At 70.2% G+C, this 19,260-nt stretch carries 14 protein-coding genes; 5 read left to right on the forward strand and 9 right to left on the reverse strand.

Annotated features, from left to right (window positions below):
• Window positions 1-155: 155 nt before the first annotated feature.
• Together EYW49_RS05730 and EYW49_RS05735 are read left to right on the forward strand one after the other, a co-directional pair.
• Complete coding sequence (locus tag EYW49_RS05730) at window positions 156-2,165, forward strand: O-linked N-acetylglucosamine transferase, SPINDLY family protein (RefSeq protein ID WP_131307114.1); 2,010 nt, start codon at window positions 156-158, stop codon at window positions 2,163-2,165.
• 633 nt (window positions 2,166-2,798) lie between these two features.
• Entirely contained in the window at window positions 2,799-3,764 is a 966-nt protein-coding gene (locus EYW49_RS05735; RefSeq protein WP_165498139.1) for an alpha/beta fold hydrolase, read from the forward strand.
• A 31-nt stretch (window positions 3,765-3,795) separates the two neighbouring features.
• Here the strand turns inward: EYW49_RS05735 and EYW49_RS23245 are convergent, their stop codons facing one another.
• The 4 genes from EYW49_RS23245 to EYW49_RS05755 form a co-directional block, all read right to left on the reverse strand.
• Window positions 3,796-4,551 carry a hypothetical protein gene (locus EYW49_RS23245; protein ID WP_206365397.1) on the reverse strand — a complete coding sequence of 252 codons (756 nt, stop codon included), beginning with the start codon at window positions 4,549-4,551 and terminating at the stop codon, window positions 3,796-3,798.
• A gap of 109 nt (window positions 4,552-4,660) precedes the next feature.
• Complete coding sequence (locus EYW49_RS05745) at window positions 4,661-6,418, reverse strand: OmpA family protein (RefSeq protein ID WP_131307118.1); 1,758 nt, start codon at window positions 6,416-6,418, stop codon at window positions 4,661-4,663.
• Between the two features lie 268 nt (window positions 6,419-6,686).
• Complete coding sequence (locus EYW49_RS05750) at window positions 6,687-8,042, reverse strand: porin (RefSeq protein ID WP_131307119.1); 1,356 nt, start codon at window positions 8,040-8,042, stop codon at window positions 6,687-6,689.
• Between the two features lie 511 nt (window positions 8,043-8,553).
• Window positions 8,554-9,837: a porin gene (locus EYW49_RS05755; protein ID WP_165498140.1), complete on the reverse strand. Its 1,284-nt coding sequence runs from the start codon at window positions 9,835-9,837 to the stop codon at window positions 8,554-8,556.
• Window positions 9,838-10,188: 351 nt separating this feature from the next.
• On the opposite strand from EYW49_RS05755, the gene EYW49_RS05760 reads away from it, so the two are divergent.
• Both EYW49_RS05760 and EYW49_RS05765 read left to right on the forward strand, forming a co-directional pair.
• Entirely contained in the window at window positions 10,189-11,121 is a 933-nt protein-coding gene (locus tag EYW49_RS05760) for a ribokinase (RefSeq protein ID WP_131307123.1), read from the forward strand.
• Window positions 11,118-12,089, forward strand: coding sequence for a glutaminase (locus EYW49_RS05765; RefSeq protein ID WP_131307125.1), 972 nt, complete (start codon window positions 11,118-11,120; stop codon window positions 12,087-12,089). Before EYW49_RS05760 ends, EYW49_RS05765 begins: the two co-directional genes overlap by 4 nt.
• On the opposite strand, the gene EYW49_RS23585 is transcribed toward EYW49_RS05765, so the two are convergent.
• The gene (locus EYW49_RS23585) at window positions 12,059-12,187 is read right to left on the reverse strand and encodes a hypothetical protein (RefSeq protein WP_265937388.1); all 129 of its coding nucleotides are present in this window, start codon (window positions 12,185-12,187) and stop codon (window positions 12,059-12,061) included. The two genes, EYW49_RS05765 and EYW49_RS23585, sit on opposite strands and share 31 nt — an antisense overlap.
• 301 nt (window positions 12,188-12,488) lie before the next feature.
• Here EYW49_RS23585 and EYW49_RS05770 point away from each other — a divergent pair, with 301 nt between their 5' ends.
• Complete coding sequence (locus EYW49_RS05770; RefSeq protein WP_131307127.1) at window positions 12,489-14,390, forward strand: ABC-F family ATP-binding cassette domain-containing protein; 1,902 nt, start codon at window positions 12,489-12,491, stop codon at window positions 14,388-14,390.
• A gap of 27 nt (window positions 14,391-14,417) precedes the next feature.
• Here the strand turns inward: EYW49_RS05770 and EYW49_RS05775 are convergent, their stop codons facing one another.
• From EYW49_RS05775 to EYW49_RS05790, 4 genes are all read right to left on the reverse strand, one after another.
• Complete coding sequence (locus EYW49_RS05775) at window positions 14,418-15,515, reverse strand: glycosyltransferase (RefSeq protein WP_131307129.1); 1,098 nt, start codon at window positions 15,513-15,515, stop codon at window positions 14,418-14,420.
• Between the two features lie 224 nt (window positions 15,516-15,739).
• Complete coding sequence (locus EYW49_RS05780; protein ID WP_165498142.1) at window positions 15,740-16,333, reverse strand: TetR/AcrR family transcriptional regulator; 594 nt, start codon at window positions 16,331-16,333, stop codon at window positions 15,740-15,742.
• Window positions 16,334-16,985: 652 nt separating this feature from the next.
• On the reverse strand, window positions 16,986-17,435 hold the full coding sequence (locus EYW49_RS05785) for a DNA polymerase III subunit chi (protein ID WP_131307133.1): 450 nt from the start codon (window positions 17,433-17,435) through the stop codon (window positions 16,986-16,988).
• Window positions 17,436-17,603: 168 nt separating this feature from the next.
• A complete protein-coding gene (locus EYW49_RS05790; protein ID WP_131307135.1) occupies window positions 17,604-19,100 on the reverse strand; it encodes a leucyl aminopeptidase in 1,497 nt (498 codons plus the stop codon).
• Between the last annotated feature and the right edge of the window lie 160 nt (window positions 19,101-19,260).

A 19,260-nucleotide genomic window follows, 5' to 3' on the forward strand; every position in this document is an offset into this window, starting at 1 on the left:
TCGACGTCTTATGGGTCGGCGAGATCCGACGCCGAGATCGAAAACCCCGTTTCGGACGCGTCGTTCGCCCGGGTAAGCCGAACGAATACGATTCGGAAACATTCTGAAGACGACTGGAAACGAATCACATGCTTTCCGATGAGGGTGCAAAGTCCATGTCGGGCGGTGTCGTCGAAGCTCTTCCCGCCCTGCCGATCGGGCGCAGCCTCGGGGTCGTCGACCTGATCCGGGCGGCCGAGAAGCTGAGGAGCGCCGGCGAGTCGGCGGCGGCCGAGCAGCTCTATGCGGGCTGGGTGGCGACCAACCGCGATGATCCGCTGCTCTACGCGGTGCTGTTCAACTTCTCGGTGATACTCTCGGATTCCGGGCAGATCGACGCGGCGCGGCAATGCCTCGAACAGGCGATCGCCCTCAATCCCGACTTTCTGCCGCTCCACATCAACCTCGGGCGAACGCTCGAACGGCTCGGCGCGGTCGGACAGGCGATCGGCCAATGGACGGTCGTCACCGGAAAGCTCGCGCAGATCGACGGTGCGGGGGTCGGTTACAAGACGACCGCCCTGAACCAGATCGCCCGGGCGCTGGAAGCCGCGGGCCAGGACGAGACCGCGGAAGACATGCTCCGCCGCAGCCTGGAGATCGACTGCCACCAGCGCGAGGTGGCGCAGCACTTCACGGCGCTCCGGCAGCGGACCTGTACCTGGCCGGTGATCGCGCCGCAGGAGCGGATCCCGCGCGCCATGCTGATGGCCGGGATCTCACCCTTGTCCGCCGCCGCCTTCACCGACGACCCCTTGCTGCATCTGGCGATGGCCTGGCACTACAACGCCGAGGACGTCGGCACGCCCGAAGTCGCTCATGAGGCCTGGCCGGTGGCGGAGCGCGGCGAGGAGCGGCTTCGGATCGGCTACCTGTCGTCGGATCTGCGCGAGCACGCGGTCGGCTACCTGATGGCCGAGGTGCCGGAGCTGCACGACCGCACGAAGGTCGAGATCTTCGCCTATTACTGCGGGCCGGTGCCGGCGGCCCACGACGGGCTCAATCGGCGCTATCTCGCCTCGGTCGACCATTGGCTCGACATCTCGCAGATGGACGACGCCACCGCCGCCGCCCGCATCGTCGCCGACGGCATCCAGATCCTGGTCGACGTCAACGGCTATACGCGCGAAGGTCGCACCAAGCTGCTGGCGTTGCGGCCGGCACCGATCATCGTCAATTGGCTCGGCTATCCGGGAACCACCGGCAGTCCCTATCACCACTATATCGTCGCCGACGATTGGATCGTTCCGGAAGATCACGAGGTCTATTATTCGGAGAAGGTGCTGCGGCTGCCGTGCTACCAGCCCAACGACCGCAAGCGGGTGGTCGACGGCAATCCGCCGACCCGGACTTCGGTTGGGCTGCCGGAGGACGCCTTCGTCTATTGCTGTTTCAACGGCACCCACAAGATCACCCGCTTCACCTTCGAGCGTTGGATGAAGATCCTCGCCGCGGTGCCGGGGTCGGTGTTGTGGCTGTTGACCGGGACCGATGCCACCAACGAACGACTGCGGCGCCATGCGGCGGGCTTCGGCATCGCCCCGGAGCGGATCGTCTTCGCCGCCAAGATGGCGAACGCCTTCCACCTCGCCCGCTATCGGCTGGCCGACCTGTTCCTCGACACCACGCCCTACGGCGCCCACACCACTGCCTCGGACGCGCTGTGGATGGGTGTCCCGGTGCTGACGGTCAGCGGTCGATCCTTCGCCTCGCGGGTCTGCGGCAGCCTGATCCGCTCGGCCGGCCTGCCGGAGTTGGTGGCGACCTCGATCGACGACTATGTCGCCACGGCGATCGCCTACGGCCGCGACCGCGCGGCCCTCGCCGCCCTCGCCGAGCGTCTGGTCGCCGGACGGGACACCTGCGTGCTGTTCGACACGCCGCTCCTGGTCCGCAGCCTCGAAGATCTCTACGCGACGATGTGGGCCGACCGACGCGCCGGGCGGCTGCCGGTGCCGGACCTCGACGGCCTCGCCGTGCATCTCGAGGTCGGTGCAGGGGTCGATCACGAGGCGATCGAGATCCAGGCGATCCCCGATTATCGCGGCTGGTGGCGCGAGCGGCTCGCGCGCCGCCATCGCTTCCGGCCGATCCCGCCCGGCACCCGCCTGTTCGCCTCGCGCTGACGGACTTGTCGGGCCAGCGGCGGGACGGGATGGTCGCCGGCCACAATCGAGCACCCGCCCGGCCGGCGGCCGTCGAGTCCGTCTGCCGGTGGCGTACGAGCCGAGGATCTGCTCCCCAGGGGCGGCGCGGAAGGCGTCACCACTTTGGAGCATGCCGTGTGCCAATCAAAATTGGTGGCCCTTCGATTGGCTGACGTCGCTCGAACGCAGCCCATGCAGGCACGCGATCACCGGCAGCCGCCATCGCAGGGCCCCGCGAGACCCCCGCTCGAAAATGGCATTTCCGACCGAAATTCCCGGCGCGTATAGGTCTGTTCGAGATCCTCGGTCGAAAGTGGGCTCACGATCGTCCGCCCCCTCCGGCCCCGTGAGCCGGCTCTGCCGCCGCGAAGACCCTCGTCGATCCAGCCCTGCAGCAATGCCCTCTCCAACATCGTGGTGATGCCGCCGACCCCGCTCGTCGACGCCGGCGTGTGTCTCGAAGGCGGTGATCGCTCCCGCGGGATCGACGGGAGCAAAGGACGCGCACCCAGCCCCTCCCCGCGACCCTCGGAGGTCTTGTCTTCCCCTTCGTCATCGGCGAGGCTCGGCGGCGATCGGCGACCGGCCGTCGCCCGGCCAGGGGGAGAAGCGATGCAATCGACCGAGCCGTCGGCGCCCGCGGGCGTCGCCTTCGGGCCGGTGCGGGGCGATGCGCTCGGCACGACCCACCGCCCGTTCCGGTACTTTTCCCGCGACGGGTTGGCGCTCGCCGGACGCGACTATCCGCCGGCGCGGCCGACCGATCGGCCGCCGGTGGTGTGCCTGCCCGGCCTGACCCGCAACGGCGCCGATTTCGAGCCGGCGGCGCGGCGCCTGACCGCGGGGGCCGAGGGCTCGCCGGCGCGGCAGGTGGTCACCGTCGACTTCCGCGGCCGCGGCGCCTCGCAATGGGACGCCGATCCCGCCCGCTACACCATTCTTCAGGAACTCGACGATACGCTGCTCGGACTCGATCTGCTCGGGATCGACCGATTCACCGCCTTCGGCACCTCGCGCGGCGGTCTCGTCACGATGATCGCGGGGCTGGTTGCGCCGGGGCGGGTGACCACGGCGGTGCTCAACGACATCGGCCCGGTGATCGAGCTCGACGGGCTGCTGCTGATCAAACAATACCTCGGCCGGCCGCTGCCCGAGCACATCGGCTGGTCCGACCTCGTCGACGCCCGGGTCCACGTCAATCGGCCCGACTATCCCAACCTCGACCGGGCCGGGTTCGAACGGCTGGCCCACCGCCTGTGCCGTGACGTCGACGGGCGACCGGTGCTCGACTACGACCCGCGACTCGCCGACGGATTCGCGGCGATCACCGCCGAAAATCCGCCGGCCGATCTGTGGGAACCCTTCGCGAGCCTCGCCGGTATCCCGACCCTGGTGGTGCGCGGCACTCTGTCCCGCCTGCTCTCGGCGGAAACCGTGGCGGCGATGGCCGCGCGCCATCCGCGCCTCGAGGTGTTGGAGGTGCCCGACGAAGGCCACCCGCCGCTGTTCGACGACGACGTGCCGGGCGACCGCTCGGTCGCGGCCCTGGTCGCCTTTCTCGATCGGGTCGGCGCCTGACGAAGCGGACGACGGCCGTCGCGCAGGTCCGTCAGCCGCCCGAATTTCCGGTGCCGGGGGACGAGTCGGCGGCGAAGCGACGGGCCTGGCCGACCCAGTCTTCGCGCTCGATGCGCCCGACGAAGGCGAGGAACGATCCGGCCCAGCGGATGTTCTCCGGCGTCCAGGCGGCGATCTGGTGGAAGTGCCAGACGCCGAGGGCATGGAGGCGCGCCTCGTTCTGCGGACCGATGCCCTTGATCCGCTTGAGATCGTCGGCGCTGCCGGCGAGCGGCGCGACGAGGCCGGACGGCCGCGTCCCGACCGCGTCGGCTTCCGCCGCACGGGCGAGATCGGCCGCGGCGACCGGCGGCGGCGGGATTTCGGCGGCCGGCGGCGGCACGTGGACGACCGGTAGGGCGACATCGGCGACGTCGGCGAAAGGCGACACCGGTTCGATCGCCGCGGCGGCAGCCGACGGCGCGGGTTCGGCGATCGGTACGGGCGGAGCGGCGACGGCGGCCTCGGGCGGGGCGACCGGCGCGGCGGCGCCGCGCTCGGCGGTCGACCGAGCCAGAGCCTCGCCGAGGCGCGCCCGCTCCGACTCGTCGAGCAGCGTCGGCGCCGCGGGCAGGCTCGGCGCCGCCGGTTTCGGCGTGCCGTCGGCGAGCCACGGCCGCAGCGAGCCGACCCGGCCGAAGGCCAGGATCGGACCGGCCCAACGCTCGGCGAGGAGATGGCCGAGGCCGACGCCGAGGAGCGCGGCGACCAACAGCAGCACGAAGGTTTCGAGCACCAGCGCGGTCATGTCCGATCCCCTCGGTTGCGGGCGGCGGCGAGTTGCAGGCGCCAGCCGGCGATCGCACCGATCGCCACGGCGGCCACCAGGAAGGGCCAGAGTTGGGTGACGAGATAGATCATGGCGCGGTGCCTCCCTCGACCCGGAACTCGATTCGCCGATTCTGCTGCTTGCCGGCCTCGTCGTCGTTGGAGGCGACGGGTCGGGTCTCACCGTAGCCGATCGCCGAGAGCCGCTCGGCGGCCAGCCCCGCGGCGACCAGGCGTTCGACCACGGCGGCGGCGCGGGCTTCCGACAGCGCCCGATTGGCGTCGGGGTCGCCGTCGGAATCGGTGTGGCCCTCGACGACGATGCGGGCATCGAGGCAGCGCAGGGCGGCGGCGACCAGGGCGTCGAGGATGCGCAGACCGTCGGGCGCGAGGGTCGCGCTGCCGACCTCGAAGCGGATCTTGTCGCCGGCCTGAACCGCGGCGAGCCCTGCCTCACAGACCGGCGGCGCGACTTGCGGCGGCGGCGGCAGGACGCGGAAGGCGGGTTCGGCGAGGGTGTAGCCGGCGGCGACCCGGGTCTTCAGAGCCGCGGCGATGTCGGCGCCGAGCGGCGCGGTCGGGACTCCGCCGCGCACCGTGAGCGTCCGGTCGACGAGATCGAGGCCCGGATCGGCGACACGGGCGAGGCCGGCCCAGGCGGCGACCGCGGCGTCGGCGAAGCCGGGCGGGGCACCGGCGGCGATCTCGGTGCGATCGGCGACGCCGCGGGGCGAGCGGGGCGCGAGCGCCGCGGCGAGGGTGGCGCGCGCCGCGGCGTCGGGCAGGAAGCCGTCGAGATCGGCACGGCCGTCGACCAGGGTGAGAGTCAGGCGGTAGGGCGCCGGCACCGGCACTTCGAGATCGTCGCGGGCGAGCGCGACACCGCCGGGAATGCCGGCGGCGAGCCGGTTCTCGATGCGGCGCCAAGTCGCACGATCCTTGGGCCGGCCGGCGAGCGCGAGGCCGGCGGGCCCCAACGTGGCGCGGCCCTCGTTCAGACCGCCGAGAATCTCGAGGGCGAAACCGGCGGCGTCGGCATGGCCGGCGGGCGCGCCGGGCGCGACGTCGATGGTCGAGGCGACACCGGCCGGGAAGCCGGCCTTCGCGGCGGCATCGAAGGCGGCGACGACGGCGGCCGGCAGGAAGCCGGTGGCGGTGAGCCGGCCGTCGGCAACCGCGAGCCGGAGCTCATAGGGCACCGGCACCGGTACTTCCAGGCGATCGGCGGCGATCTTGCCGAAGTCTCCGGCCTTCAGGCTGGTCTCGATGCGGCGCCAGCTCGGCCAATCGGCGAGGCGGCCGGTCAGCGTCAGCCCGGCCGGGCCGATCTCCGCCGAGCCTTCGACCAGCTCGCCGAGAGCCGCGAGGGCGCGGGTCGCCGAATCCGCGAAATCGCGCGGGGCGCCGCGCGCGAGGGTGGCGCGATCGTCGAAGGGGCGGTCGGGCGCGGCCTTGCGGGCAGCGGCGGCGAGCGCGGTGCGCATCGCTTCGGACGGCACGGCGCCGGTGGCGGTCAGCGTCGACGATGCGAGGGTCGCGGTCCACACCCAGGGGTCGGCGAGCGGCAGCACGGTGGCGCGATCGGCGACGATGCGCACCCCGAACACCCGGTCGACGGCTTCCGCCGCCAATTGCGGATCGGCGGGTTCGGGCGCGACGCCGGTCACCGTGACGTCGCGTCCGTCGACGGCGAGCCGGGCCCAATCACGGCCCTCGGCCTTCAATCGGGCGGCGGCACTCGTGCGCACGTCGGCTGCGATCGGCCCGAAGGCGGTGATCGCGGCCAACCCGGTCAGGACCAGGGCGGTGCCTCCGGCCGCCGCCAATCCCTTCAGCAATCCCGACATCGCCGCCCCCTCTTCCGGGGTCCCGGCCCGATCGGACGCCTCGCGCGGGAGCGGGCCGGACCCGATCCGAGCCGCAGCTTGTCAAAGGACGGACGCTACGGCAAGCGGCGCGAGGAGCGATCGAGGGTCGCGGGGCGCGCGGTGACGCGGTCACGCCGTCACGGTGGCGGAACCGGCGTCCGAGCCTCGGTCGAAGCGGATCGCGCAAACAAAAAGAACCCGGCGGTCGCCCGCCGGGTTCGAGTCTCGAGACGATCTCGGAAGGAGATCAGAAGTCGCGACGGACGCGGATTTCGCCGAGCCAGCCGTCGTAGGACGACTTGAGGGTCGAAGCGGCAGCCACACCCTTGATCGCATTGACGGTGTTGTTCGAGAAGGTCAGCTTGCCGTATTCGACGTCGGCACCGATCTGGAAGCCCTTGACCGGCTTCCAGCGCAGGTCCACGCCGGCGCCGACGAACTCTTCGTCACGCCACTGATAGCCGTCGACCTTCACGTAGCCGGCGTCCACATTGAGTTCCCACTGCGGGCTGAACTCGTGATGGAGTCCACCGTTGACCGCCCAGGTGTTCGTCAGCTTGTTCTTGCCGTTGACGATCACGAAGTCCTGACCGATGCCCGAACCGAAAGCGTTGAAGAACACTTCCTGGATCTTGCCGGTGGCGTTCTGCAGCTGGGTGGCGAAGGCAACCGCGCCGCTGGAGTAGGTGCCGACCAAGTAGGCCTTGTCGCCCGCCGCGAGCATCGGCAGGTTGACTTCCACGCCACCGCTGATCGCCCAGGCGGCGGTGTCGTCGACGGTCGAGTAGACGTCATGATAGGCAACGGACAGCTGAGCCTTGCCCCAGGCCTGAGCGACCGCGAGGTTGGCGACGACGTCCGGAGCCCGCACGCCCGCATACGGAGCCGCATAGGCAGCGCCGGTGAAGGGGTTGGTCTTGGTGGAGTCGTACTTCACCCAGGCAACGGACGACCCGGAGTTACCCACGAAGCGGTGCGAGGCGCCCGAGAAGTTCAGGTCGGTCGACGACGGATCTTCGAGAGCCAGGGTGGCGCTGACGCCGTTGCCGAACGAGAAGGTGTAGGCCAACTGGTTCAGGAAGGTGTAGGAATAGGCGTTGGTCGAGTAGTCCGTGCCGTAGCTGTAGCCAGCCGGCGCGAAGTCGAAGTTCGAGCGAGCGTAACCGGCGGTGACACCGGCGAACTGCACGAAGGCACCGGCGGCCATCAGGGTGCCGGAGGTGTCACCCGTGTTGGTCTGGTGACGCAGCGCGATGTAGGAGCGCAGCAGGCCCATCTCGGTCGCGGTGCGAGCGTCGAACTGGATTTCCGCGCGGGTGCGGGAATAGAGGTCGTTGCCCGAACGCGTGCGGTTGCCGAACGCGCTGTTGGTGGTGTCGTAACGGCCGAGCTTGCCGGTGCCGCCACGGGCTTCGGCGTAGACGAAGCCGCTGATCTTCAGGCAGGTGTCGCTGCCGGGGATGTAGAAGAAGCCCGCGCCGAACGCGTCGCAGACCTTGACGTAGTTGGCGGCGGCCGGGGCCTTCTTGGCCAGATCGGCGGCTTGGGCGGTGGACGCGACGCCGACGGCGGCGACGGCCACGAGAGCCAGCTTGAAGTTCATGTGTTCCCCCTGTCTTCAAAAACCAAACCGGCAGAGGCCCTGACCCGACCCCGAGGCGACGCTCATCCGACCGTTCGGATGCCGTCTCCGGTATGGCTCCACCATAACGCCGCCGCCGATCTTTTGAAGTCGTTTCATCGACTTCCGCCGCGATGCCGACCCGTTCCGGACACCATGTTGCCGGAAGAACACAGAATGGCCACAGGGCCCGCTCTTCGGTGACTGCAACTCCTGCCAAGAATGACAAGATCATGACATTTCAGTCGAATTCGCCTCCGGGCGTCCTCCGAGACCACCCGCGCAAGCCGAATCTCACCGCCGGGACAACCTATTACCGTCCGGCGACGATCGTGGCGTGAAGCCGGATTCGAATCGCCGGCGGCGGGAGCCCACCGGCGTTCGGCGGGGCGATTCGATGCGCCGATCGACCGACGCCGAATGGGTGCGCGAAATGCGGAAAGGGCCCGGCGGTTTCCCGCCGAGCCCTCCGAGATCAGACCGTGAGGTCGGATCAGAAGTCGCGCTGAACGCGCAGGATGCCGAGGACGGCGTCCTTGTCCTTCGCACCCGACCACGAGTAGTCGATCTTGCGATATTCGACTTCGCCGATGACGGTCAGGCCGGTGACCGGCGTCCAGGCGAGATTGCCCTGGACGTCGAGCTGGCTGAAGTCGTCGACCTTGCTGCCACCGAAGCCGGCGGTGGAGAGGCCGGAGTTGAAGGAAGCGTAGCCGAGTTCGATGGTCGAAGACAGCTTCTTGGTCCAGTTGTGGGTCAGAGCGCCGGTGATGCTCCAAGCGTCCGACTGCTTCAGGCTGGCGTTCACGACCGAGAAGTCGTAAGCGCCGCCGTCGTTGCCGGCGAACACGTAAGCGACGGCACCCTTGGCGTAGGCCGCCTGCAGAGCGAGCTTGTCGCCGGCGCCGAGGGCCGGAAGGTTGATCTGCACGCCGCCGAGGAAGGCGTAGCCGTACTTGTCGCCGGAGACCGAACCGTAGTCTTCATGCAGCGCGGCCGAAACCTGCGCCTTGCCCCAAGCCTGATCGACCGCCAGGTTGGCGATGAAGTCAGGCGCACGAGCGCCACCGTAGGCCACCGAAGCGGCGGTGGTCGGGCTGACGATGTTGAAGGGCGTGACGTTGGTGTAGTACGAGAAGCCCGTGCCGGTCACGCGGCGGCCGCCGGTGGTCGGATCTTCGATCGACAGCGTGGCGGAGATGCCGTTGCCGAACGAGAAGGTGTAGGCCAACAGGTTGGTCGACGTGTCGGAATGGGCGGTCTCGTAGTTACCGATCGAGTAGCCGGTCCAGAAGTCGAAGAACGACTGGGCATGACCGGCGGTCAGGCCACCGAACTGGATGAAGCCCTTGTCGAGCGTCGCAACGGTGTTCTTGCCCGAGGCCAGATCAGCCTGAAGAGCGATGAACGAACGCAGCAGACCGAACTCGGTCGAGGTGCGCGCGTCGATGTCGATTTCGCCGCGGGCGAAGGTGCCGATACCGTTGTTCTGACGGTAGTTGCCGGTGGCGCCACCGGCCTGGCCGTTGGACTTGCCGCTCCAGGAACCGCCGTTCCAGGCTTCGCTCTTGCCGCCGACGTAGTATTCGGCGCGCACCAGACCGGAGATCTTGAGGCAGGTGTCCGAGCCCGGGATGTAGAAGAAGCCGGCGCCGAACGTGTCGCAGACCTTGACGTAGTTCGCGGCAGCCGGGGCCTTCTTGGCGAGGTCGGCGGCCTGAGCGGTGGTGGCGGCGCCGATGGCGGCAGCAGCCAGAATGGCGAGCTTGAAGTTCATTAGAAAACCCCCTGAAGGTTCGTTTTCGACGATGGGTCCTGAACCGACCCGAGATCTCTCCGACATACTGCTCCGACAACCGTCGAAGGGATCACGCGATGTCGTCGATCGATGGTCACCTTACTCCAAGCGCCTCGAATGGGAAGACGGCGAAAGCCCCGTCGCCGGCTCACCGGGCGGTTTGACTCGCCTTTGTTGCACCAGTGACACACTCACCTCGAGCGGGCGGCCCGGATTCGCCAAAACGTCAAGGAAACGTTAGGGTTTGTGACGGTTTTCAGGGCTTCGCGCGCCGCTCTGCGACGATCGTCGGGGCACCTGGGCGCAATGCGGGAGAGGCGGGGCGACACGATGATCACGGTATTCGGTTCCATCAACGTCGACCTGGTCAGCCGGGTCGCCCGCCTGCCGAGAGTGGGAGAAACCCTACCCGGATCGGACGTCGTCGCAGTTGCCGGCGGCAAGGGCGCCAACCAGGCGCTGGCGGCGCGGCGGGCCGGGGCGGCGGGTCGGATGATCGGCGCGGTCGGCGACGACTCTTTCGCGGCCGTCGCCCTGTCCGGGCTCGACGCGGCGGGCGTCGACCTCTCCGGAGTCGCCCGGCGGGCGCGATTCGCCACCGGCTTGGCGATCATCTCGGTCACCGACTCGGGCGAGAACGCCATCGTGCTGTCGCCGGGGGCGAATCGCACGGTCGATCGCGACCTCGCGGCGGCGGCACGATTCGCCCCCGGCGATCTCCTGCTCTTGCAGATGGAGGTGAGCGAAGCGGAGTCGCTGGCGGTCGCCGCGCGCGCACGCCTCGCGGGCGCCCGCGTGATGCTCTCTCTGGCGCCGTTCAGGCCGCTGCCGGCAGAGGCCTTCACCGACGTCGACGTGGTGGTGGTCAATGCCGGCGAGGCGGCCGATCTCGCCGGCCATCTCGGCGTGGTGGCCCCCGGCGCGACGGTCGGCCCGAGCACGATCGCGGCGGCGATCGCCGATCGCCTCGGCCTGACCGTCGTGGTGACGCTCGGCGGCGAGGGCGTGGTGGCGGCCACACCGGACGGAACGGTGCACCGGGTGCCGGCGCTCGCCGTGACGCCGATCGACACCACCGGGGCGGGCGACACCTTCACCGGAGTGCTGGCGGCAGGTCTTTCGGCCGGCCTGGATCTCGCCGCGGCGATGGCGCGGGCGGCGGCGGCGGGCTCGCTCGCCTGCCTCGAACTCGGCGCCCAGGCGGCGATGCCGAGTGCGGCGGCGATCGACCGGGCGCTCGCCGACGGCGTCGCAGTGCCATGAGCGCGGATCTGGAGACGATCGTCGCGGAGATCGCCGCGGAGATGGCGGCGGTGCCGGTCGCCCGGCGCGGCGTGCCGGCGAGCTATATCCCGGAACTGGCCAAGGTCGATCCCGGGCGCTTCGGCCTCGCGGTGGTGCTGGCCGACGGGCAGGTCCATGTCGCCGGCGACGCCGACGAGGCCTTCTCGATCCAGTCCATCTCCAAGGTGTTCATGCTGACCCTGGCGCTCGGCAAGATCGGTGACGGGTTGTGGGCGCGGGTCGGGCGCGAACCGTCGGGCAACGCCTTCAACTCGATCGTCCAGCTCGAGGCCGAGAAGGGCATCCCGCGCAATCCCTTCATCAATGCCGGGGCGCTGGTGGTCGCCGACGTGCTGCTCGCCGGACACGCGCCGCGCGAGGCGATCGGCGAGATCCTGCAGTTCGTGCGCTACCTCGCCGACGACGATTCGATCGTCGTCGACCGGGCGGTGGCACGCTCGGAGACCGAGACCGGCTTCCGCAATGCCGCGCTCGCCAACTACATGCGGGCCTTCGGCACGATCACCCATGCGCCGGAGCTGACGCTCGGGGTCTATTTCCATGTCTGCGCGCTGGCGATGTCGTGCCGGCAACTGGCGCTCGCCGGGCGGTTCCTCGCCCTCGACGGTCGTCATCCGGGCGGCCGGGGCCGGGTCGTCTCGGCAGAGCGGGCGCGACGGATCGCCGCCCTGATGCTGACCTGCGGCCATTACGACGGCTCGGGCGACTTCGCCTTCCGGGTCGGCATTCCCGGCAAGAGCGGGGTCGGCGGCGGCATCCTGGCGGTGGTGCCGGGGGTGGCGTCGGTCGCGGTGTGGTCGCCGGGGCTCAACGCGGTCGGCAATTCGACGCTGGGGGCGGCGGCGCTGGAACAACTCGCCCGGCGCACCGGCTGGTCGGTGTTCGCGCCGCCGGTTCAGTCGCCGATCGACGGGGCGGCGAGGTGAGGAATCGACCCGGTGACCTCGTCGGCGGTCGGCATCGGCAGGGCCGTGCGCAGGATCAGAGCGAGCCCGACGGCGAGTCCGACCAGAAGAATGCGCATGTCGAAGATTCGATGCATGGTCCGGTCCCTGCTCGTCCTCGGGAATGCGGCCCGCCTCCGACGCGATCGACGGCGGCCATGGGCGACGGCGACGGCGGGCGGCGGCGGCCCGTCGTCCTTCGAGGTTTCGCCCTCGGGCGGTTACCGAACGGTTAATGTCGGCCGGTCCCGCCCCGCTTCCTCCCGCAACGCAGCATGAAGCGGGGAACATGGTGAACGCCGGCGGGTCGCCCCACCCTCGCCGCGATTTGCGCGGTGCAGGACGGTCGACGCCCCGCCGGGTCTGGGTTAAGACCTGCCCATGCTCGTCCTCACCGATCTCACCTTTCGTATCGCCGGCCGCACCCTGCTCGAGGGGGCGTCGGTCGTCGTGCCGACCGGCGCCAAGGCCGGCTTCGTCGGCCGCAACGGCACCGGCAAGACCACGCTGTTCAAACTCGTGACCGGCGAATGGTCGGCCGAGAGCGGCACGATCCAGTTCCCGCGCGCCGCCAAGATCGGCCAGGTGGCGCAGGAGGCGCCGGGCAGCGCGATCACCCTGATCGATTTCGTGCTCGCCGCCGACAAGGAACGGGCGAGCCTGCTCGCCGAGGCCGAGACCGCGACCGATCCGGCGCGGATCGGCGAAATCCACGTGCGGCTCGGCGACATCGGCGCCCATTCGGCCGAGGCCCGGGCGGCGACCATCCTGTCGGGCCTCGGTTTCGATCATGCCGCCCAGGCGCGGCCCTGTTCGGACTTCTCCGGTGGCTGGCGGATGCGGGTGGCGCTGGCGGCGGTGCTGTTCTCCGAGCCCGACCTCTTGCTCCTCGACGAGCCGACCAACTATCTCGACCTCGAGGGCACGCTGTGGCTCGAGGACTACATCCGCCGCTACCCGCACACGGTGATCGTGATCTCCCACGATCGCGACCTGCTCAACACCGCGGTCGACATGATCGTCCACCTCGACCGGATGAAGCTCGTCGCCTATCGCGGCGGCTACGATTCGTTCGAGCGGCAGCGGCGCGAGAAGATGATTCTCACGCAGAAGATGCGCGAGAAGCAGGAGGCCCATCGCGCCCACATGCAGGCCTTCGTCGACCGCTTCAAGGCCAAGGCGACCAAGGCGCGGCAGGCCCAGAGCCGGATGAAGGCGCTGGCCAAGCTGCCGCCGATCGAGGCGCTGACCGACGAGGCGGCGCTGCCGATCGACTTTCCTCAGCCGGTCGCCCGGCTGTCGCCGCCGATCCTGGCGCTCGACGACGTTGCGGTCGGCTACGATCCGGCCAAGCCGATCCTGCGCAAGGTCACGCTGCGGATCGACGAGGACGACCGCATCGCGCTGCTCGGCTCCAACGGCAACGGCAAGTCGACCTTCGCCAAGCTGATCGCCGGCCGTCTCGCGCCGTTCTCGGGGCGGATGGCCTCGGCGACCAAGCTGTCGATCGCCTATTTCGCCCAGCACCAGCTCGACGAGTTGCGCCCGGCCGAGACGCCGTTCCAGCACGTCCAGCCGCTGATGGCCGACGCGCCGGAATCGAAGGTGCGCTCGCGGGTCGCCCAGATGGGCCTGCCGACCAGCCGCATGGACACGCCGGCGGAGAAGCTCTCCGGGGGCGAGAAGGCGCGCCTGCTGCTCGGGCTGGCGACCTTCGCCGGCCCCAATCTGATGATCCTCGACGAGCCGACCAACCATCTCGACATCGACAGCCGCGAGGCGCTGGTGCGCGCGCTCAACGCCTACGAGGGCGCGGTGATCCTGATCAGCCATGATCGCCATCTGGTCGAGGCCACCGCCGATCGGCTGGTGGTGGTCGCCGACGGCACCGTCCGGGAGTTCGAGGGCGATCTCGACGACTACCGCCGCCTGGTGATCGACGGGCCGGCCCCGAGCGGCACGGCCAAGCGCGACGAGGACGACGGCGGGCGGGTCTCGGCGCTCGACCGGCGTCGCGCCGCCGCGGCGATGCGCGAACAGCTCGCGCCGCTGCGCAAGAAGATCAAGGACGCCGAAGCGCGGATCGAGAAGCTGCAGGCCGAGATCGCCCGGCTCGACGGCGACCTCGCCGATCCGGCGCTCTACACCCGTGAGGCGGCGCGCGCCTCGCGGCTGATGAAGGCGCGCTCCGACGCGGAGAAGGCGCTGGCCGCTCAGGAAGAGATCTGGCTCGAGCTGTCGGCGACCCACGAGGCGGCGGAACGGGCGGCGCTCGACGACTGAGGCCGAAGTTCGCCGCCGATCGCCCGGTCAGGCGCGGGCGGTGACCGGGTGGGCCGCGACCACCTCGTCGATCAGCGTCTCGTAGGCGTCGGCGGCGACCGCCACCGAGAAGTCGTGGGCACGGGCGATGCGCGGCAAGGGGTCGCCGGGGGCGGCCAGCGTCGCCTCGAGCGCCGCGGCCATCGCCGCGACGTCGTCGATCGGCACCAGCGTGCCGTGACGGGGATCGGCGAGAATCTCGCGCGGGCCGTCGCAGGCGGTGGCGACCACCGGCAGCCCGGCGGCCAGCGCCTCGACCACGACGTTGCCGAAGGCCTCGAAGCGCGACGACAGCGCCAGACATTTGGCGGCGGCATACCAGGTCCAGGGCCGGGTGACGTAGCCGGGCAGCTCGAACCGGTCGGCGACGCCGAGTTCGGCGGCGAGCGCCAGGAGGCGGTCGTGCTCTTCGCCCTGACCGAGGATCACCAACCGGGCCTGCGGCCGATCGAGGCGGGCGAAGGCGCGCAGCAGGCGGTCGAAACCCTTGATCGGGATCAGCCGGCCGACCGCCAGGATGGTGTCGGGGCGGGCGGCGAGATCGGCCATGGTCGGGATCGGGCGCGGGGCCTCGGCATGGATCGGGTTGTAGATGCGCACGCAGCGCTTCGGGTCACCGCCCCAACGCTCGACGACGTCGCGCCGCAACCCGTCGGAGACGCAGACGGCGCGGGCCGCGAGACGGGTGAGCAGCGCGGTCAGGCGGAACTTGGCGCGGCTGAGGCGGCCGGTCTCGTTCTCGTAATAGCCGTGATAGGACAGCACCACCGCGGTATGGCGTCCGGCGAGCGCGGCGGCGGCGAGCGCCTTGAGGTCGCAGGCGCCGACCGCCGGGAAGATCACGTCGAAGCGTTCGCGCCGCACGAGCCGGGTCAGTTCGCTCAGCGATCGGCGATGGGAGCGCGCCAGCACCACCCGCGGCACCGCCCGGTCGAGATATTCGGCATTGTCGTCGGACTGGAAGTCGACGGCGAAGGTCACGTCGTGACCACGCCGAGCGAGGGCGCTGGCGATCACCGCCCACACCCGTTCGGCGCCACCTCCCGACAGCGACGGCGTGTAGAAGAGCAATCGCCGCTTGCCCATCGATACGACTCCCCGGGCCACGCCGCGGGACGACGGTGTCTCCCCGCCACCCTCCGTCTCCGGCGCCGCCGACGCGACACGAAACTCGATTCCCTCGACGCCGTCCACGCGAACTCGTCCACACCGAACATTAACAGCAGCCGGCGATAGCACGAAATCGCTTCGGAGACGGAGCGATGTGAAAAAGGGGTAAACATTCCCCGGCAACTCGTCGAGAAACTTCGTTACGCCTCGGCCCGCACACCGCGCAGAAAAGTCGCGACCAGACGGTCGGCCAGCGCCTCGGCGTTCGCGGTGGTGACGAAGCCGAGCTTACCCTTGCCGGCGAGCACGGCGATGCCGTGGACCGACGCCCACAGGACATCGATCGAGGCGGCGAGCTGCCCGGAATCGGCGCCCGGTGGGAAGGCCGGCGCGGCGGCGGCGCGCACTGCGGCGAGCAGGCCGGCGATGCGATCGAGGTGCCAGGCCGGGGTCGGCCGGTCGTGGCCGGGCTCGTGTTCGAAGACCATCGCCCAGGTGCGCGGCTGTTCGGCCGAGAAGCGGATATAGCGCCGGGCGATCTCGGTCAGCGCCGCGGCGGGTTCCTCGGGCAGGCCGGGGGCGAACAGGGCGGCGTGCAGATCGTCGACGACCAGGGCGGCGACGTGCAGGACGATGTCGTCGAGATCGACGAAGAGATTATAGACGGTGCCGACCGAGCAACCGAGGCCGGCGGCGATGCGACGGATGGTGAGGCCGGGGAGGCCCTCGGTGGTGACCAGATCGCGCGCCAGTTCGACGGCGCGGGCGCGCAACGCGTCCCGGCTCTGTTCCATGCGACGTGGCATCGCGCCCTCTCGCTCCCGTCCCCGATCGACGCCCATTGTGGTGAGCGACGTTCAGGAAGGCAAGGGGGCGGAAGGGGGGCCGTCATGAGGAGCAGGCGCCGTGGGCTTCCCTTGTCCCTTGTCCCTCGCGCGAGGCCGCGGTCGTCCCTTCTCCCCTCGCGGGACCTTTGCACAATCTGTCCCAGGGTCTTCGATCCGCTCGAACGGATACCCGAGAGGGTGCACACCCGCCGCCGTCATCCCCGGCGGCGCGGCACGCGCCGGGAAGGGGATCCATAATATTTTCAGTAGCTTACTGAAGTTCTAGGCTCCCTTCCCTCGCTGCGCTCGCCGGGAGCGACGGTTGAGCTCGATCTCCAGGGAAGAGAATCGGGAAATTGCGCAAAGGTCCCCTCGCGGGAGAAGGTGCCCCGCAGGGGCGGATGAGGGGGCGCGCGCGAAGCGCGCAACCGTGCCCCCTCGAACGATGTGCCGGACGGACGGGCCCCCCCCTCATCCGGCCTTCGGCCACCTTCTCCCGCGAAGGGAGAAGGAAATGGGGGTTCCTCGCAGGTCATCTCGCCCGTTCGCGGCCCGGACGCCCGCGGCGGCACGCCCGGACTCCCGCGGCGGCGCCGGGCCATGCCGCACGTCCCGCCGCTCACGCCTTCTTCACCCAGCGGCCGGTCTCGTCCTCGGCCCAATAAGTGGCGGCGAGGCCCGAGGCCTTGACGTCCTTCCAGCGGCGGCGGGCGTCGACCAGGGCTTCCGGGTCGTTGCCGTCGAACAGGAACACCACGCGGTCGTAGTCCGCGAGGTCGGGCGGCTCGGCGCGGTCGACCAGGAAACGCACGCGCGCCGCGCCGCGCTCGGCGGGATCGGCGGTCAGGAGAATCGGCAGGTCGGCGGCGTCGGCCTCGCGGCCGGTGCCGTGGGGCAGGAAGCTCTCGTCGGCATAGGCCCACAGATGGGCGTCGAGGGCGTCGCGGCGCTCGGGCGAACCGGTCTGGACCACGGTCTTCCACCCGCGCTCGACGCATTTCTCCAGGAGGCTCGGCAGGGCCTGTTCGAGGGTGCGGCGCTGGAGATGGTAGAACAGCACTTCGGTCATGGCGGTGGCATCCCGAGAGGGCGCCGGCCGTCCCTCCCCCGCGCGAGGGAGGTGGCCGGCGAAGCCGGGTCGGCGAGGATCGGCGCCGCGAGCGAGAGCACCGGCGGTCGAGTCCGAGACCGCGGCAGCGCCCCCTCCCCTCGCGAGGAGGAAGGGGACGAGCGACCCTCACTTCTCGTAGTGGTCGGCGACCAGACGGTCGAGCAGGCGCACGCCCCAGCCCGAGGCCCAGGCCTTGTTCAGCTCGGTCGCCGGGCTGCCCATGGCGGTGCCGGCGATGTCGAGATGGGCCCAGGGCACGTCGCCGACGAAGCGCTTGAGGAACTGCGCGGCGGTGATCGATCCGGCGTCGCGGCCGCCGGTGTTCTTCATGTCGGCCCACTGGCTGTCGATCAGCTTGTCGTAGTCGGCCGACAGCGGCATCCGCCAGACGGTCTCGCCGGTGGCCTTGCCGGCCGCGGCGAGACGGTCGGAGAGCTCGTCGGAATTGGAGAACAATCCGGCGTTGAGCTTGCCGAGCGCCACCAGCACGGCCCCGGTGAGGGTGGCGAGATCGACGATCAGCGCCGGCTGGACCTTCTCCTTGACGTGCCACAGCAGGTCGGCGAGCACCAGACGGCCTTCGGCGTCGGTGTTGATGACCTCGATGGTCTGGCCGGACAGCGAGGTGACGACGTCGCCGGGACGCTGGGCGTCGGCGTCGGGCATGTTCTCGACCAGACCGATGGCGCCGACCACGTTGACCTTGGCCTTGCGCGCGGCGAGCGCGTGCAACAGGCCGGTGACCACCGCGGCGCCGCCCATGTCGCCCTTCATGTCCTCCATGCCGGAGGCCGGCTTGATCGAGATGCCGCCGGAATCGAACACCACGCCCTTGCCGACGAAGGCGATCGGCGCGTCGTCCTTGTCGCCGCCGTTCCAGCGCATGATCACCACCCGCGGCGGGCGGGCCGAGCCTTGGGCGACGCCGAGCAGGGCGCCCCAGCCGGCCTTCTTCAGATCCTTCTCACCGAGCACCTCGACCTCGACGCCGAGCTTCGAGAGCTTCTCGGCGCGGGCGGCGAATTCGACGGTGCCGAGGTGATTGGCCGGCTCGCTGATCAGCTCGCGGGTCAGGGCGACGCCGTCGGCGATCGCCGAACGGGCGTTCCAGGCCTTGCGGGCGGCGGCATGGCCGTCGACGGCGAGCGTCAGGGCGAGCGCGGTCTCGGCGTCGTCGTCCTTCTTCTTGGTCTTGTAGCGATCGAAGCTCCAGGCGCGCAGGCGCACGCCGAGGCCGAAGTCGGCGGCCACTTCGGCGTCGATGCCGACGCCGTCGCCGCGTTCGAGCAGGACGGTGGCGGTGGCGACCTTGAGCTCGACCAGCTTGGCGGCGAGAGCGCCGCCGAGGCGCGGCCAGTCCTTCTCCTCGAATTCGGCCGGCTTGCCGAGGCCGAGCAGCAGCACCCGGTCGAGATCGAGCCCATGGGGGGCGACCACGTCGAGAATGCCGAAGCGCTTGGCCTTGAAGGCGGCCTTGGCGACCGCCCGGGCGAGGAAACCGTTCGTCGCGCCGTCGAGGGCCGCGGCGGTCGGCGGCAGCACCAGATCCTCGCCGATGAGGATCACGAGGGTGCCGGTCGCCGGAACGGCGGGCTTGGCGAAAGCGATCGAGGGATGCGTCATCGGCTGGGTCTCCGGAGAATCGGCGGGGGCGACCGGCGGGGGCGGCCGGTCGGGCCGGCGCGTGAGCGCGTCGTGCCCCCAACATGAGGTGTCGCGAGCCGGTCGGCAAGCCGCACGACCCGAGGGAAGTCGTTGCCGAGGCGCATCAACCTTTCATCAA

This window comes from Siculibacillus lacustris (assembly GCF_004328075.1).
Lineage (GTDB): Bacteria > Pseudomonadota > Alphaproteobacteria > Rhizobiales > Ancalomicrobiaceae > Siculibacillus > Siculibacillus lacustris.